Source organism: Haloechinothrix aidingensis (assembly GCF_013450155.1).
Taxonomy (GTDB): domain Bacteria; phylum Actinomycetota; class Actinomycetes; order Mycobacteriales; family Pseudonocardiaceae; genus Haloechinothrix; species Haloechinothrix aidingensis.
In genome coordinates this window covers 106,507-122,216 of record NZ_JACCKD010000004.1, presented here as the reverse complement: position 1 = coordinate 122,216, position 15,710 = coordinate 106,507, and the positions used below count along the sequence as shown (strand labels likewise).

Genomic DNA, 15,710 nt, shown 5'->3' with positions numbered 1-15,710 from the left:
AAGTCATGATTCCCAGGGTGCCAGTCGCCCAGTATGCGGTCTAGCTGTGCCCATATGGTGGGAGGAGGGTCACGACTCGATCGGGTCGCCCGGTACCTCCCGCCGCGGCTCCCGCCCCGGTCCGGGACACTGTAGGTGTGGCACATGACGGTGTTTATCCCGCGCACGCGAGCGTCGTACATGACGGCGTTCATCCCGCGCACGCGAGCGTCGTACATGACGGCGACCCCGCGCACCGGAGCGCGACCGCCGGCGAGCCGGCGGGCTCCGGCCCGACGGCCGAGGAGCTCGGCGGGCGAGCACGCGCGCCGTTCGGCGTGTACGTGCACGTGCCGTTCTGTGCCACCCGTTGCGGGTACTGCGACTTCAACACCTACACGCCGGACGAGCTCGATGCGGGATCGTCGATGCGGAGCTGGCTGGAAGGGCTGCGTACCGAGCTCGGCCGGGCTGCCGCCGTGCTCGGCGACCCTCCCCGGGCCGAGACGGTGTTCGTCGGGGGAGGCACACCGTCGTTGCTGGGGGCGGACGGTCTCGGCGCCGTGCTCCAGGCCGTGCGGGACGCGTTCGGGCTCGCAGCGGGCGCCGAGGTGAGCACCGAGTCCAACCCCGAGTCGACGTCCGCGGAGTTCTTCGCCGGCATTCGTGACGCGGGTTACACCAGGGTGTCGCTCGGTATGCAATCGGCAGCCGAGCACGTGCTGCGCGTGCTGGACCGGCAGCACACCCCCGGCCGCGCCGTGACGGCCGCGCGGGAGGCGCGGGCCGCGGGGTTCGAGCACGTCAACCTGGACCTGATCTACGGGACCCCTGGCGAGCGCAAGGAGGACCTCCGCGCCTCGCTCGAGGCGGTGCTGGCGGCGGAGGTGGACCACGTGTCCGCGTACGCGCTGACGGTCGAGGACGGCACCGCCCTTGCCAGGCGGGTGCGGCGCGGCGAGCTGGCCCCACCCGACGAGGACACGCTCGCCGAGGACTACGAGCTGATCGACGACGTCCTCGACGAGGCAGGGATGGGCTGGTACGAGGTCTCCAACTGGGCGGCCGGCGAGGATGCCCGGTGCAGGCACAACCTGGGGTACTGGCACGACGGTGACTGGTGGGGCGCCGGTCCCGGCGCGCACAGCCACGTCGGCGGTATCCGCTGGTGGAACGTCAAGCACCCGGCCCGGTACGGGGCGTTGCTCGGGGCCGGGCTGCTGCCTGTCCAGGACGGTGAGCGCCTGACCGAGGAGGATCGCGGCACCGAGCGCGTGATGTTGCGGCTGCGTACCTCGGAGGGCCTGCCCACAGGCGAGCTCGGTGATGCCGGGCTGCGTGCCGCGTCGGAGGCCGCCGCCGGCGGACTGCTCGACCCCGCGGCGTTCGACGGCGGGCGTGCCGTCCTGACCAGGCGTGGCAGGCTGCTGGCCGACGGGGTGGTGTGCCGGCTACTGGAGTGACGGTGGTGCGGCGCCCGAGCACGGGGTGAGCGTGCCGCAGGGTCCGTAAACTGGGGGTGGTAGCCCATGTCCACGACCACACGGAGGTAAGCAGGTGGCAGGCTCGGACGACCGCCGGTTCGAGGTGCTGCGCGCCATCGTCGCCGACTACGTCTCACACCAGGAGCCGGTCGGTTCCAAGGCGATCGTGGAGCGGCACAGCCTGGGTGTGTCCAGTGCCACGGTGCGCAACGATATGGCGTCGCTCGAGGAGGACGGCTACATCACCCAGCCGCACACCAGCGCCGGGCGTATCCCCACGGACAAGGGCTACCGGGTGTTCGTCGACCGGCTCTCCGAGATCAAGCCGTTGAGCCCGGCCGAGCGCCGGGCGATCGAGACGGTGCTGGAAGGTGCCGTGGATCTCGAGGACGTGCTGCGGCGTTCGGTGCGCCTGCTGGCCCAGCTCACGCGCCAGGTGGCCATCGTGCAATACCCGATGATCACCAACTCGACCGTGCGGCACCTCGAGGTCGTCCCGCTGACAGAGGCGCGGCTGATGCTCGTACTGATCACCGGTGCCGGGCAGGTGGACCAGCGCGCCGTGGACGTGGGCGATGTGATCACCGAGGAGGATGTGGCACGGCTGCGGCAGATGCTGAACTCCGCGATCAGCGGGCAGCGGATGTCCGACGCGGCCACCGCCGTCGCTGAGCTTCCGGAGCAGTGTCCTCCCGAGCTGCGGGACGCGATGACGCGGGTGTGCACCTCGCTGGTCGAGTCCCTGGTGGAGCACCCGGAGGACCGGCTCGTGCTCGGCGGTACGGCGAATCTCACTCGTAACGCCGCGGACTTTCCCGACTCGCTTCGGCAGGTGCTCGAAGCGCTGGAGGAACAGGTGGTCGTGCTCAAGTTGCTCGCCGCGACCCGCGGACCCGGTGCGGTAACCGTGCGGATCGGTGAGGAGAATGAGGACGAGCAGATGCGGAGTACCTCGGTCGTATCGATCGGGTACGGCTCCGACGACACGTTGCTCGGCGGTATGGGCGTGGTCGGCCCGACCAGGATGGATTACCCGACCACTATCGCCGCGGTCCGTGCCGTGGCCAACTACGTCGGGCAGATCCTGGCCGGGAGGTAACCGGAACACTGGCATGTGAGACAGTGCCCCGCGTTCGTGAACGGGGTACGCCATCGAGACTTCGTCGAGGAGGACAGCAAGACGGTGCCCAAGGACTACTACGCGACGCTCGGCGTCTCCAAGGACGCCAGTGATCAGGAGATCAAGCGCGCATACCGTAAACTTGCTCGTGAGCTGCACCCGGACGTCAACAAGTCCGACGACGCACAGCAGCGATTCAGCGAAGTCACGACAGCCTACGAGGTCCTGTCCGACCCGCAGAAGCGCAAGGTCGTCGATCTCGGCGGCGACCCGATGGACAACGGCGCTTCCGCCGCGGGCGCAGGCGGGATGCGTGACCCGTTCGCCGGTTTCGGCGGTCTCGGCGACATCATGGACGCCTTCTTCGGCGGGGCGTCCGGGGCCGGTGGCGGCGGTCGCGGGCCCCGCAGCCGGGTGCAGCCCGGCGCGGACGCGCTGATCAGGGTGGGTCTGAACCTGGAGGAGTGCGCGACCGGTGTGACCAAGGAACTCACCGTCGACACCGCCGTGCTGTGCGACCACTGCCGGGGTGCCGGCTCGGCCTCTGGGAAGGCGACCACCAGCTGTGACACCTGCGCGGGCCGTGGTGAGGTCCAGTCCGTGCAGCGTTCGTTCCTCGGCCAGGTCATCACGGCGCGCCCGTGCCCGGCCTGTCACGGTGTCGGTGAGGTCATCAAGGACCCGTGCCGGCAGTGCCAGGGCGATGGCCGCGTGCGTTCCCGGCGCACCGTGTCGGCGAAGATCCCCGCCGGTGTCGGCGACGGTATGCGCATCAGGCTCTCCGGCCAGGGCGAGGTCGGCCCCGGTGGCGGGCCCGCGGGTGACCTCTACGTGGAGGTCGACGAGCAGCCGCACGAGGTGTTCCTGCGCCAGGGCCACGAGCTGCACTGCCATGTGCGTATCCCGATGACCACGGCCGCGCTCGGTGCCCCCATCCCGCTCGAGACGTTGATCGACGGGGAGACCGAGGTGGAGATCGAGCCGGGGACCCAGCCCGAGTCCGAGCTGGTGCTGTCCGGCAAGGGGATGCCGAAGCTGCGCTCCTCCGGGCGCGTCGAAGGTCGTGGCGACCTCCATGTGCACGTCGACGTCGTGGTGCCGACCAAGCTCGACGACGAGCAGCGTCGCCTGCTGCGGGAACTCGCCGACCTGCGGGGCGAGGACGACACGTCGGTGGCCACCAATGGCAGCAGGCAGTCCGGGGTGAGCGGGTTGTTCTCCAAGCTGCGTGCGAGAAGCAACCGGTGAGCCCGCGGCGCCGATGATGCCCGCGCGCGGCAGCGTTCCCGCGGTCCTCGCGGGTCTCGCTGAGCGGTCCCTCCTCGCGGGCCACGCTGCCCCTGTCCGGCTGCCGTGCCCGGTGGTGCCGCGATGAGCGCGGCCAGGGACGCCGGTCCGCGCCCGTTCTTCGTCGTCGATGCGCTTCCCGACGGGGAGCAGGGACTGTTGACGGGGGACGAGGCCCGGCACGCGGTGACCGTGCTGCGGGTCCGGGAGGGTGAGCATCTGGTGCTCACCGACGGGCGAGGCGGTGCCACTGCGTGCGCCGCGGCCGAGGTGCGGCCGGGACGCCACCCGGAGCTGGCGGTGACCGTGCTGGACCGCTGGCAGGAGGAACCGCCCGCACTGCGGGTGACGGTCGCGCAGGCCCTCGTGAAGGGGGATAGAGGGGAGCTCGCCGTCGAGCTGGCGACCGAGGTGGGCGCGGACGCGATCGTGCCGTGGCAGGCCGAGCGGTGCGTGGCGCGGTGGGACCAGCCAGGGCGCGCGGCGAAGGGCCGGGAGCGTTGGCTGTCGACGGCGCGGGCGGCGGCCAAGCAGGCGCGGCGGCTGTGGGTTCCGGAGATCGCCGAGCTGGTCGACATCGCGGGGTTGTGTGACCTCGTGGGCCGGGCACACGCGGCACTGGTACTGGACGCCGGCGCCGGTGTGCCGTTGCGGGAGGTCGCGCTCCCGGACACCGGTGAGCTCGTGGTGGTCGTCGGACCGGAAGGCGGGCTCGCCGGCCGCGAGCTCGAGGTGCTCGGCGAGGCAGGCGCGCGACCCGTGCGGTTGGGCGGCACCGTGCTGCGCGCGTCCACGGCCGCCGCGGTGACGCTCGGCGCGCTCGGCGCACGTACGTCCCGCTGGACGTGACGGTGGGCTGAATGACGCTGTCAGTCCGCCGGGTGGAGTGACAGCGTCATTCAGCCCAATCCCGCTGGTCGACCAGGGTGTCGGTGCCGTTGAGGTCGTCGACGATGTCGACGCGGGTGTTGAAGCGGAGCGCGGACTTGATCCGCTCGCGGGCGGCTTCCGCGACCTGCTCACCGGCCACCCCGGCCGACGGGACGATCTCGCAGCGTAGCTCGTCCCGGTGCGCGGCACGCTCCACGACGAACCGGTAGCCCGCCACGCCCGCCAGGTCGCGCATGGCCGAGTCGACCTGCCGGGGATGCAGGAACATCCCCCGTACCTTCACCGCGGCACCGACACGGCCGAGCACCCCGGCCAGCCGTGCCGAGCCGTCCGGTCCGGTGATCCAGGCGGACAGGTCGCCGGTGCCGAAGCGCACCAGGGGGTACTCGGGGCGCAGCAGGGTGATCACCACCTGCCCCTCGCCGCTGTCGATCGGCAGGTCCGTGTCGAGGTCGCAGACGTCCACGACGACCCCGTCGGGGACCCGGAGGCCCGCACCGGGCTCGATCTCGTAGCCGAGCAGCCCGGTCTCGGCCGTGCCGTACGCGGCCCGGACGACGGGCACGTGTTCGGTCAGCAGCGCGCGTAACGAGTCGGGGAGGGGCTCGGCCGTCACGAGCGCCTTGGACAACCGCCAGCCGCGGGCATCGTGCCCGGCCTCGTGATAGCGCTCGATCAGCGACTTGAGGTAGCTGGGCAACCCCGTGAAGGCGGTGACTCCCAGGTCGGCGATCGCCTGTACCTGCAGGTCGAGACTGCCGGTCCCGCCCGGCACCACCGTGCAGCCAAGCGCCCGCGCTGCCTCGTCGAACATCGCGCCCGCGGGGGAGAGGTGGTACCCGAAGCAGTTGAGCACCACGTCACCGCGGCCGAACCCCGCTGCCTGGAGTGCCTCCTGCCAGCGCCACGGGTCGGCGCCTGCCAGCTGTGGCTCGTAGAGCGGCCCCGGTGACGAGAACAAGCGACACACCTCGGTGTCCGGGTCGAGCATCCCGCCGAGCGGCGGCTCGGAGCGTTGCAGCGCGATGAGGTCGTCCTTGGTCAGCACGGCCAGCTCGTCGAGGTCGCTGACCCGCCGTACCCGCTCGGCCGGCACCCCGGCCGCGTGCAGCCGCGCGGCGAACGCGGGGATGCGGGCAGCCGCCCGGCGGACGACCTCGCCGACACGTTCGTCCAATGCGGACATTTCGACCCCCTGTCAGAGCCAGCGCTTGCGGCGCTTGTAGTGCTTGACCTCGCGGTAGTTCTTCCTGCCGCCCTCGTCGCCGAGTCCCAGGTAGAACTCCTTGACATCGGGGTTCTCCCGTAGCTCGGCAGCGGAGCCGTCGAGCACGATCCGGCCCTGCTCCATGACATAACCGTGGTGGGCGATCTGCAGCGCGCGGCTCGCGTTCTGCTCGACGACGAGCACCGTGGTGCCCAGCTCGTCATTGAGCCTGGCTATGTACCCGAATATCTCCTGGACCAGCAGTGGAGCGAGCCCGAGCGAGGGTTCGTCGAGCATCAGCAGGGTCGGCTCGGCCATCATCGCCCGCCCGATCGCGAGCATCTGCTGCTCGCCACCGGAGAGGTACCCGGCCGTGCGCCCGCGCAGGTCGTGCAGCCTGGGAAAGTAGGTGTAGACGATGTCGAGGTCGCTGTCGCCGATGCGCCCGCGCGTGTAGGAGCCTGCGACCAGGTTCTCGCGCACCGTGAGGTGCTCGAACACCCGCCGGCCTTCCATGCACAGCGACATGCCCTTGCGTACCCGGTCGGCCGCGTCCATCGTGGTGACGTCCGCGCCCGCGAAGGTGATCGACCCGTCGGTGATCTCGCCGTGCTCGGTGGGCAACAGCCCGGATATCGCCTTCAGCGTCGTGGACTTGCCCGCTCCGTTGGAGCCGAGCATCGCCACGATCGCTCCGCGGGGGACCTCGAGCGACATGCCGCGCAGCACGAGGATGACCTCGTCGTAGATCACCTCGATGTTGTTCACCGCGAGCAGTGGCTCGTCACGCTCGTCGGCGGGGCCGGCGGGCAGCACCCCGGGCTGCCCGCCGGAGTCACCGGACGATGTCATGGGGTGACCCCCCGTTCCACCGCGGTCAGCGCACCGTCGTCCACCTGGTAGATCCCGGTGCCGTCCATGCCGCGGTGGCTGTCGGAGTCGAAGGAGATCGGCACGGTCACATCGCCGGTGTCCACCGGATCCATGCTCCGCAGCGCGTCACGCAGGTTGCTTCCGGTGACCTCCTGGCCGGAGTCGATCGTGTGCCGGATGCCCTCGGCCATCACGTGCATGGTGTACCAGCCCTGCACGTAGTGCAGGCCCTTGTCCTCGAGGGACTCGCCCTGGGACTCGAGGAAGTCCGCGGGGTCGGTGTGCCCGTCCACCGGGTCGGACGGCGGGGAGAACGGTTGCACCATCATGTGCCCCTCGGCCGCGTCGCCTGCCAGATCGATGAACTGCTCGTCGGCGCACCAGTTCAGGCACACCACCGTCATGTCGAGGTTCTGCTGGGCGATGTTGCTGGCCAGCATCGCGGCCGGGCTCGAGACGTTCTGCACCACGACGTACTCGGCGCCTGCCGACTCGGCGCGGTTGAGCTGGGCGACGTAGTCGGTGGCCCCCTCCGGCATGGCGTAGTTGTCGTACCCCAGGCCGAGGTCGTTCTCCTCGATGTACGCCTCCCCGTCGGCTACCGGTGATGTGCCGAACGGGCTGTCGTGGTGGAACACCGCGACGGTGCCGTCGCCGCCGGAGTCCGAGGCGATCCAGTCCAGCGCGACGCGCATCTGGTCCGAGTAGGTCGCCGCGACGACGAAGTTGTACGGCGACTCCTCCGGGTCGACGAGTGTCTCGGCGTAGGAGGCCGACATGAACGGTAACTCGTCCTGGGCGACCTTCTGCCGCAGTGCCTCGGTGTCCCCTGTGCCCCAGCCCTGGACGGCCACCACGCCCTCGTTGACGTACTGCGAGTACAGCTGCTCGGCACGCGCGACGTCGTAGGCGTAGTCGTTGAGCTTGAGGTCGATCTCGCGGCCGTCGATACCGCCCTGCTCGTTGAGCCAGTCGGCGTAGCCGCGGATGCCCTCGCTGTACGGGGTGCCGACATCGGCTGTGGCGCCGGACAGGTCGGAGAGCACCCCGATCGGGATGGGGCCGTCACCGCCGCCCTCCTCGGCTCCGGGGCCGCCGCAGGCGGCCAGGGTCAATGCGGTGACCGCGGCGGTGGCCAGTGATGCGGATGCGCGTCTGTGCATGGTGTCCTCCTTGACACGGTGGGTGGTTGGAACGGGCTCCCGTCAGTACCGGAACGGCCAGAAGCGCACGTAGTCCTTGAGGCGTTGCCAGATGCGGGCGAGGCCACGGGGCTCGAAGATCAGGAAGAGCACGATGACCAGGCCGAACACGACGACCTGAACCGCGGGCAGCTTCTCGGCGATGCCGGGCAGGGTTCCCTGCATGTCCTGCCCGACCCTGGTGATCAGCGCCGGCAGGGTGATCATGAAGATCGCCCCGTAGACGGTTCCCGCGATCGAGCCGAGCCCGCCCACGATGATGATCGCGAGGTAGAGGATCGACTCCTCGAGCGTGAACCGTTCCCAGGTGACGATGCCGGTGTAGTGCGCGGTGAGGGCGCCTGCCAGGCCGGCGAACCCCGAGGACACCGCGAAGGCGAGCACCTTCGTCCGCGTGACGTCGACCCCCATCGCCGAGGCCGCGATGTCGTGGTCACGCACCGCCATGAACGACCTGCCCAGGCCGGTCCGGAACAGGTTGCGGGCCGATACCACGGCGAGCACGGCGATCGGCAGGATCACCCAGTACCAGTGGAAGTCCTGCCGGAACACGAACCTGCCGAGCTCCATGCGCGGTATCGAGATGGCGTCGCGACCGCCGGTGACCGCGTCCCAGTTGCGCACGGCGAACAGGATGATCTCCTGCGAGGCGAGGGTGGCGATCGCGAGGTAGAGGCCCTTGAGGCGGAGCGCGGGGATGCCGAAGAACGCGCCGATGACCGCGGTCGTCAACGTCGCCAGCAGGATCGACAGGGGGATCGGCAGGTCTCCCCGTACGTGCAGGATGGCCGAGGAGTAGGCGCCGACCGCGAGGAACCCGCCCTGGCCGAGACTGATCTGGCCGGTGTAGCCGACCAGGATGTTCAGCCCCACCGCCCCGATCACGGCGATGCCGATCTGGTTGGCGATGGTCAGCCAGTACGGGCTGACCACGAACGGTACGGCGAGCACGGCCAGCACGACGAGTACCAGCCGGAACTTCTCGGCACTGGTGTGCCGCAGGGCGAGCTCGCTCGCGTAGCTGCGGTGATGGATCCCGGTCGAGGTCGCAGCCATGTCAGACCCTCTCGATGCGTGTCTGGCCGAACAGCCCGTACGGGCGGACCATCAGGATGAGAATCAGCACGATGAACGGAACCACCTGTTCCAGCCCTCCGCCGACGTACCCGGCGGTGTACTGGACGAGCAGGCCGATGATGATCCCGCCCACGATCGTTCCGGGTACCGAGTCGAGCCCGCCGAGGATGACGACGGGGAACACGATCAGCCCGAATCCCGCCAACCCCGCGGAGACCCCGGAGAGGTCGGCCAGCAGGATCCCGCCGATAACGGCCGTGACCGCGGCGAGCGCCCATGCCAGCGCGAACACCCTGCGCACGCTGATCCCCATGGTCAGGGCGGCCTGCTGGTCGTCGGCGACCGCGCGCATCGCGATGCCGTGCCGGGTGCGGGTGAAGAAGATCGAGAACGTGATGAGCACCGCGGCCGCGATGCCGATCGCGGCCACCCGGCTCCACGGCATGGTGGCCCCGGCCATGGTGAGCGCGCCGGATGGCAGGAACGGCGGCGTCTCCCGCGGTGTCGTGCCGAAGAACAGCTGTACGCCGCCACCGAGCACCGAGGACAGTCCGATGGTGACCATGATGACCGCGATGGCTTCCTCGCCGATCATCGGCCGCAGCACGAACCGTTCCACGAGCACGCCGAGCGTGGCGGCGAAGGCCACCGCGACGAGCACGGCCAGGCTCCAGTGCAGCCCGAGCACGACGATGGCCGCGTAGAAGGCATAGGCGCCGACCAGGAGGAAGTGTCCCTGGGCGAAGTTGATGACCCTGGTCGCCTTGTAGATCAGCACGAACCCCAGGGCGGCCAGCGCCAGGATCGCCCCGTTGGACAGGCCGAACAGCGTCATCTGAAGGAAGTCGCTCATCGCCGATCACCCCAGACGGTCGCCGTTCCGGTGACGTCGTCGCCCGTGAACTCCGACATCGGGAATATCCGCAGCGGCGTCTTGCGGTCCACCACGGTGCCGTCCTGGTAGGTGATCGTGCTGCCGACGACGACCTCGGCGTCGCCGCGGTCCAGGGCGGAGATGATGTCGGCGTAGCGCTCGGCGATGACGCCGCGCCGCACCTTGCGGGTGCGGGTGATCTCGTCGTCGTCCGGGTCGAGCTGCTTGTGCAGCAGGACGAACCGCCTGATCCGGGTGCTCTCCGGCAGGTCCTCGTTGGCGCGGGCCACCGCGCCAGCGATCAGCCGGTAGACCGGCTCCTTGGCCGCGAGGTCGGTGTAGGTGGTGTAGGAGAGGTGCTGGTGCTCGGCCCAGGCTCCGGTGGTGGCGGGGTCAATGATGATCATCGCGGTCACCTCCGAGCCGGACTCGCCGCCGAAGACGACGGCCTCCTCGACGTAGGGGCTGAACTTCACCTTGTTCTCCACGAATGCCGAGGAGAACAGCTGGCCGTCCGCGGTACGGCGGACATCCTTGGCGCGGTCGATCACCACGAGATGCCCGTCCTCCGTGTACCCGGCGTCTCCGGTGTGCAGCCATCCATCCGGGTCGACCGTCTCGGCGGTGCTCTCCGGGTTGCGGTGATAGCCGCGGAAGACCGACGCCGAGCGCAGCAGGATCTCCCCGTCCTCGGCGATGCGCAGCTCGGTACCCGGCAGCGGCGTGCCGACCGTGTGGAACCGCACGTCGGTGTCGGTATGGGTCACAGCGATGCCGCAGATCTCGGTTTGCCCGTAGATCTGTTTGAGGTTGACTCCGATCGCGTGGAAGAAGCGGAACACGTCGGGGCCGAGCGGCGCACCGCCGGTGTAGCCGCGTTTGAGCCGTGTCAGCCCGAGCTGGTCCCGGACGGGGCGCAGCGCGACGGCGTCGGCGACCCGGTGGGTCAGCCGTAGCCACGTCCCGGGGCGCTGACCGCGTACGCGCCGTTCCGCGTAGCGGTCGCCGACCCGGTAGCCCCAACGGAACACCGCTTGCTTGAGCCGGTCGGCCTCCTCGATGCGCACCTGGACGTCGGAGAGCATGGACTCCCAGATCCGTGGCGGGCTGAACATCACGTCCGGCCCGATCTCGCGAAGGTCGGCCCGCTGCGTGGCGGCGTCCTCCGGGAAGCTGAGCGTGAATCCCCACGAGAGCCCGCAGGCTACGGCGAGCATCTGCTCGCCGATCCAGGCGAACGGCAGGAAGCTGACGTAGCGGTCCTTGCGTGTCAGCGGGTCGATCCGCTGGAGGTGCCCGGCCATCGCCAGCAGGTTGGCGTGCGAGAGCTCGGCGAGCTTCGGCCGGGCCGTCGTCCCCGAGGTGGTGCAGATGACGGCGACCTCATCGGGTGATCCCGCGGCGATCCGTTCGGTCAGCCACGCGGGGTGCTGCGCGCCCCATTCCTGTCCGGACTCCTCGACGTCGGTGAACGCGCGAAGGTAGGGCTCGCGGTACTGCTCGAGCCCGTGCGGGTCGTAGTACACGACGGTGTGTACCGACGGGAGCCGGTCCTTCAAGCGAATGATCTTGTCGACCTGTTCCTGGTCCTCGGCGACGACGACCCGTACCCGGGCGTCGGTGAGGATGTGCACGATCTCCTCCCCGATGCTGGTCGGGTAGATGCCGACGACGGCGGCCCCGATCGACTGCGTCGCCAGCTCGGCGATGAGCCACTCCGGACGGTTGTCGCCGATGACGGCGACGACCTCGCCCTGCTCGACGCCGAGAGCGGCGAGGCCGTGCGCGAAGTCGGTCACCCGCCGGGCGTACTCGGACCAGGTGATGGGCTGCCAGATCCCGTACAGCTTCTCCTGCATCGCGACGTCGCCGGGCCGCTCGTCGGCCAGCGCGTGCAGCAGGCGCGGGAAGGTGTCCGCCCGGGTGTCGCCGCCGGTGTCCGACGGCACGGGTCGCTGATCGGCACGCGCTGTCATGCCCGCACCTCCTCGCCGAGGTAGGCCTTGGCGACATCCGGGTCGTTGCTGACCTGTTCAGGGGCGCCGTCGGCGATGAGCCGGCCGAAGTCCAGCACGCTGACCCGGTCGGAGATGTCCATGACGACGTTCATGTCGTGCTCGATGAGGACGGCGGTGACCCCGGCCAGTTCGTGAGCGTCGAGTACGAACCGGGCCATGTCCTCCTTCTCCTCGGCGTTCATGCCCGCCATCGGCTCGTCGAGCAGCAGAAGGGCCGGCTGCATGCACAGTGCCCTGCCGAGCTCGACACGCTTCTGGAACCCGTACGCGAGCGCGCCGACCGGCTTGTGCCGTACCGACTGGATCTGCAGCAGGTCGATGACCTCCTCGACGAGCTCACGATGCGCGATCTCCTGCCGCCGGGCGGGACCGAACCACACGAGGGACCGGGTGAGCCGGTTGCGCATGTGTATGTGCCGCCCGAGCATCAGGTTCTCCAGCACCGTCAGGTGCCGGAACAGCTCGATGTTCTGGAAGGAGCGCGCCACGCCGAGCCGGGCGATCCGGTGCGGCTTCTTGCGCGTCAGGTCGTGCGCACCAGCGGGGGTGTGCACGACGATCGTGCCGTCCTGCGGGCGGTACAGCCCGCTGATGCAGTTCAGCAGGCTGGACTTGCCCGCCCCGTTCGGTCCGATCACGGCATGCACGGTGCCTTGCCGCACGGTCAGGCTCACCTCGTCGAGCGCGGTGATGCCGCCGAACCGGAGCCGGATGTCGGACACTTCGAGCAGTGGTTCTCCGGGTTCCAGTCGGCTGCTGTTGAGCGGATGCCGGTAGGAGCGCGTGATCACCTTCGGCCACCTCCGAGTTCGACTGTGCAGCCGACTCTAAGATTGCACTATGTGAAAAGCAATAGCGATTTACGGAAACGAGATTCGGCAGCCGGGCACGGCCCGAGTGGCTGACGCGGCACTGCCGGTGGCCAACTGGGGGAGGCGCGGCACGGTCGCGTGCGTTATCGTTGCATTATGTGAAAGTCACTATCTTAGTGCGGAGTACGTCTCCGTGTAGGGTGGCGAGGGCGCCGCGGTGTGGCGCCGGTGAGTGGTGTCCCAGTCGGGTGGGCCGTGACGAAGGTGGGGCGAGTGAGCGAGCCGGATGCGAGGGGAACGCTCGGCACGGTGCGCAACGCGGTGTTGCTGCTTGAGCTGCTCTCCGAAGGGCCCGCGTTCCAGCAGCTGACCGACCTGGCCGAGCGTTCGGGCCTGTCGGTGCCCACGGTGCACCGGCTGCTGCGTTCGCTGGTGCTGTCCGACCTCGTCGAGCAGGACCCGACGTCGTCGCGTTACGGGCTCGGTCCGGAGGTCGCCCGGCTGGCGCAGCGGTACCTGGCTCGCCAGCCCATACTCGGAGCGCTGGCCCCCTACCTCGTACCGCTCCGCGACTCGATCGGACAGACCGTGCACGTGGCCGTGCTGGTGCGCGGCAGCGTCGTCTACGTCGACCGGGTGGATGGAGCCGACGGCGGGCTGTACCGGGACACCCACCGGGTGCACGCCGCGCTGGAGACGGCGGCGGGCCGGATCCTCGCGTCACGCGGTACCGAAGACGGCTGGCGACGCGCGCTCGAATCCGTCGACGCCGAGCAGCGGTCCCGGCTCGGTACCGAGCGCGACGGCTGGAGCGCGGCGCCGTACCTGGTCACCGAGGGAGGCTCGGCGCAGGAGCCGAGTGAGGTGGCGGTCCCGATCGTGGACGGGCACGGGCACACGGTTGCCGCCCTTGCCGCGACCGCACCGCCGGTGACCTCGGAGGAGCAGCTGGACAGGATCGCCGCCCAGCTGTCCCGTGCGGCGCATGCCGCGGGAAGGGCACTGGGTCATGGCTGATCGCGAGATTCCCGAGGACGTCGCGGTATGGTCGGCGATCGCCGACGAGCTCGACTGGGAGGCTCCCTGGCAACGCCTGTACGAGCCGGTGGGCGACTACGGCCGCTGGTTCGGTGGGGGACTGTTCAACCTGTCCGTCAACTGCGTCGACCGGCACCTGCGTGCGCACGGCGACCGGACGGCGATTCTCTGGGAGGGTGAGCCGGGGGACCGGCGCGGCCTGACCTACCGCGAGCTGCACGGCGAGGTCCGCAGGCTGGCGAGGGCGCTGCGCAGCCTGGGAGTCGGGGTGGGCGACCGCGTCGCGCTGCACACCGGTTGGCTGCCGGAGACCGTGGTGGCGATGCTCGCCTGCGCCCGCGTCGGGGCCGTGCACGCGATCCTGCCTGTGGCACTGCCGACCGAGGCCCTCGCCGAGCGGCTCGACGACTTCCGGCCACGGGTGCTGGTGACGCAGGACGGCGCGTGGCGGCACGGGGCCATCCTGCCGCTGAAGGCACGTGCCGACGAGGCCCTCGGCGCGCTCGGCGGGGTCGAGCACACGGTGGTGATCCGGCGTACCGGCGTGGACGTCGCGTGGTTCGAGGGGGACCGCTGGCTGCACGAGCTGCTGGCTACCGGCCCGGAGGGCGAGGACCTGGCCACGGAGGCCGACCCGGTGGCGCTCGACCCGGAGCAACCGGTGATGGCCATGCACCTGGCCAACCGCAGGGGCCGGCCGGTATCGGTGCTGCACGGGGCCGCGACGCTGGCGTCCTCGGCACTGGCCGTGCACCGCTACGGGGTCGCCGAGGGCGAGGTGTTCTGGTGCGCCGGTGACATCTCCTGGGCAGGTGCGCAGGCACACGGTGTGTACGGTCCGCTGCTCGCGGGCTCGAGCGCGGTGATGTTCGAGGGCACGCTCGACGTGCCGACCAGGCACCGGACGTGGGACATCGTGCGGCGGTACGGGGTATCGACCCTGCTGACGACGCCGACGGTGGTCCGGATGCTGCGGGGATGGTCACGGCGGCCGCCCGCGCAGGCGGACATCGCGTGCCTGCGGCGGATCGTGACGATGGCCGAGCCGGTCGAGCCCGAGCTGATCGACTGGCTGACCCACGACGTGGGCGGTGGCCGTATCACGGTCGGCGACGGCTGGGGGCAGATCCAGCTCGGTGGCGTGGTACGGGTCGACAACCCCGTGGCGCCGGACTCGTTGCCCGACCCGGGCTTCGCGATCGTCGACGGCGACGGGCGGGAACTGCCTGCCGGGCAGCGGGGTGAGCTGGTGCTCCGCAGGCCATGGGCAGGCACGCTGCGCGCGATGGAGGGCGGCGGTGCCGAGGACGTCCGGCAGCGCCACTGGCACCGGCCCGGCCTGTACTCCACCCACGACCTGGCTCGCAGGCGACCGGACGGTGCCCTCGAGTTCCTCGGCCGCATGGATGAGGTGGTGAGCGTCTCCGGCCAGCTGGTCTCGCTCGGTGAGGTACGTCAAGTGCTGCTCGAGCATCCGTTCGTCGTCGCCGTGGAGGTGGTGGAGCGGGCCGACCCGCGGTTGAGCCGTTCGCTGGCCGCGGTGGTCGCGCTGACCGACGGTGTGGCAGCGGACTCCTCCGTGGCCCGCGAGCTGATGGACACGGTCCGCGAGATGCTCGGTGGGCTCGCGCGGCCCCGCGCGCTCGCCTTCATCGACCGGTTCGGTGACGAGCTGTCCACCACGGAGCTCGGTCGGGCCCTGGAGTTGCTGATGGCAGGCGTCGGTGACGACCCCCTCCAGCTGAGCTGGGATCAGGTCGTCGCGGCCGCGGCGGCCACCGGAAACGCTGAATGACGCTTTCCGTCCACGAGAAGGCCTGACAGCGTCATTCGACCTTCCACCGAACG

At 70.1% G+C, this 15,710-nt stretch carries 13 protein-coding genes; 6 read left to right on the top strand and 7 right to left on the bottom strand.

What is annotated here, in order from left to right; all coding sequences use genetic code 11:
• Positions 1 to 137 precede the first annotated feature (137 nt).
• From hemW to H0B56_RS11905, 4 genes are all read left to right on the top strand, one after another.
• Positions 138 to 1,442 (top strand): radical SAM family heme chaperone HemW, encoded by a 1,305-nt coding sequence (gene hemW, locus H0B56_RS11920; protein ID WP_180893086.1) that lies wholly within the window; start codon positions 138 to 140, stop codon positions 1,440 to 1,442.
• Positions 1,443 to 1,536: 94 nt separating this feature from the next.
• On the top strand, positions 1,537 to 2,562 hold the full coding sequence (gene hrcA / locus H0B56_RS11915; RefSeq protein ID WP_180893085.1) for a heat-inducible transcriptional repressor HrcA: 1,026 nt from the start codon (positions 1,537 to 1,539) through the stop codon (positions 2,560 to 2,562).
• A gap of 84 nt (positions 2,563 to 2,646) precedes the next feature.
• Positions 2,647 to 3,831 (top strand): molecular chaperone DnaJ, encoded by a 1,185-nt coding sequence (gene dnaJ, locus H0B56_RS11910; RefSeq protein WP_180893530.1) that lies wholly within the window; start codon positions 2,647 to 2,649, stop codon positions 3,829 to 3,831.
• 123 nt (positions 3,832 to 3,954) lie between these two features.
• Complete coding sequence (locus H0B56_RS11905) at positions 3,955 to 4,719, top strand: 16S rRNA (uracil(1498)-N(3))-methyltransferase (RefSeq protein ID WP_180893084.1); 765 nt, start codon at positions 3,955 to 3,957, stop codon at positions 4,717 to 4,719.
• Between the two features lie 46 nt (positions 4,720 to 4,765).
• On the opposite strand, the gene H0B56_RS11900 is transcribed toward H0B56_RS11905, so the two are convergent.
• The 7 genes from H0B56_RS11900 to H0B56_RS11870 all read right to left on the bottom strand — a co-directional run bounded on the left by H0B56_RS11900 (position 4,766) and on the right by H0B56_RS11870 (position 12,803).
• A complete protein-coding gene (locus H0B56_RS11900; protein ID WP_180893083.1) occupies positions 4,766 to 5,947 on the bottom strand; it encodes a phenylacetate--CoA ligase family protein in 1,182 nt (393 codons plus the stop codon).
• Between the two features lie 12 nt (positions 5,948 to 5,959).
• Positions 5,960 to 6,685, bottom strand: coding sequence for an ABC transporter ATP-binding protein (locus H0B56_RS11895; RefSeq protein WP_343063895.1), 726 nt, complete (start codon positions 6,683 to 6,685; stop codon positions 5,960 to 5,962).
• 131 nt (positions 6,686 to 6,816) lie between these two features.
• Positions 6,817 to 8,004, bottom strand: coding sequence for an ABC transporter substrate-binding protein (locus tag H0B56_RS11890; protein WP_180893081.1), 1,188 nt, complete (start codon positions 8,002 to 8,004; stop codon positions 6,817 to 6,819).
• Between the two features lie 42 nt (positions 8,005 to 8,046).
• Positions 8,047 to 9,099 (bottom strand): branched-chain amino acid ABC transporter permease, encoded by a 1,053-nt coding sequence (locus H0B56_RS11885; protein WP_180893080.1) that lies wholly within the window; start codon positions 9,097 to 9,099, stop codon positions 8,047 to 8,049.
• 1 nt (position 9,100) lies between these two features.
• Complete coding sequence (locus tag H0B56_RS11880) at positions 9,101 to 9,973, bottom strand: branched-chain amino acid ABC transporter permease (RefSeq protein WP_180893079.1); 873 nt, start codon at positions 9,971 to 9,973, stop codon at positions 9,101 to 9,103.
• Positions 9,970 to 11,970, bottom strand: a complete 2,001-nt coding sequence (locus H0B56_RS11875) for an AMP-binding protein (protein ID WP_180893078.1) — start codon at positions 11,968 to 11,970, stop codon at positions 9,970 to 9,972. The genes H0B56_RS11880 and H0B56_RS11875 overlap by 4 nt, the downstream gene beginning before the upstream one ends.
• The gene (locus H0B56_RS11870; protein ID WP_180893077.1) at positions 11,967 to 12,803 is read right to left on the bottom strand and encodes an ATP-binding cassette domain-containing protein; all 837 of its coding nucleotides are present in this window, start codon (positions 12,801 to 12,803) and stop codon (positions 11,967 to 11,969) included. The genes H0B56_RS11875 and H0B56_RS11870 overlap by 4 nt, the downstream gene beginning before the upstream one ends.
• A gap of 294 nt (positions 12,804 to 13,097) precedes the next feature.
• Between H0B56_RS11870 and H0B56_RS11865 the strand changes: the two genes are divergently transcribed.
• Positions 13,098 to 13,841: a helix-turn-helix domain-containing protein gene (locus H0B56_RS11865; RefSeq protein WP_180893076.1), complete on the top strand. Its 744-nt coding sequence runs from the start codon at positions 13,098 to 13,100 to the stop codon at positions 13,839 to 13,841.
• Positions 13,834 to 15,657, top strand: a complete 1,824-nt coding sequence (locus tag H0B56_RS11860) for an AMP-binding protein (protein ID WP_180893075.1) — start codon at positions 13,834 to 13,836, stop codon at positions 15,655 to 15,657. The genes H0B56_RS11865 and H0B56_RS11860 overlap by 8 nt, the downstream gene beginning before the upstream one ends.
• Positions 15,658 to 15,710 lie beyond the last annotated feature (53 nt).

What these genes read in the sequence shown, in the direction of transcription:
- H0B56_RS11905 (WP_180893084.1), top strand. Translation starts at nt 3,955, where the DNA reads ATGAGCGCGGCCAGGGACGCCGGTCCGCGCCCGTTCTTCGTCGTCGAT.
- H0B56_RS11900 (WP_180893083.1), bottom strand. Translation starts at nt 5,947, where the DNA reads ATGTCCGCATTGGACGAACGTGTCGGCGAGGTCGTCCGCCGGGCGGCT.
- H0B56_RS11895 (WP_343063895.1), bottom strand. Translation starts at nt 6,685, where the DNA reads ATGTCGCTCGAGGTCCCCCGCGGAGCGATCGTGGCGATGCTCGGCTCC.
- H0B56_RS11890 (WP_180893081.1), bottom strand. Translation starts at nt 8,004, where the DNA reads ATGCACAGACGCGCATCCGCATCACTGGCCACCGCCGCGGTCACCGCA.
- H0B56_RS11885 (WP_180893080.1), bottom strand. Translation starts at nt 9,099, where the DNA reads ATGGCTGCGACCTCGACCGGGATCCATCACCGCAGCTACGCGAGCGAG.
- H0B56_RS11880 (WP_180893079.1), bottom strand. Translation starts at nt 9,973, where the DNA reads ATGAGCGACTTCCTTCAGATGACGCTGTTCGGCCTGTCCAACGGGGCG.
- H0B56_RS11875 (WP_180893078.1), bottom strand. Translation starts at nt 11,970, where the DNA reads ATGACAGCGCGTGCCGATCAGCGACCCGTGCCGTCGGACACCGGCGGC.
- H0B56_RS11860 (WP_180893075.1), top strand. Translation starts at nt 13,834, where the DNA reads ATGGCTGATCGCGAGATTCCCGAGGACGTCGCGGTATGGTCGGCGATC.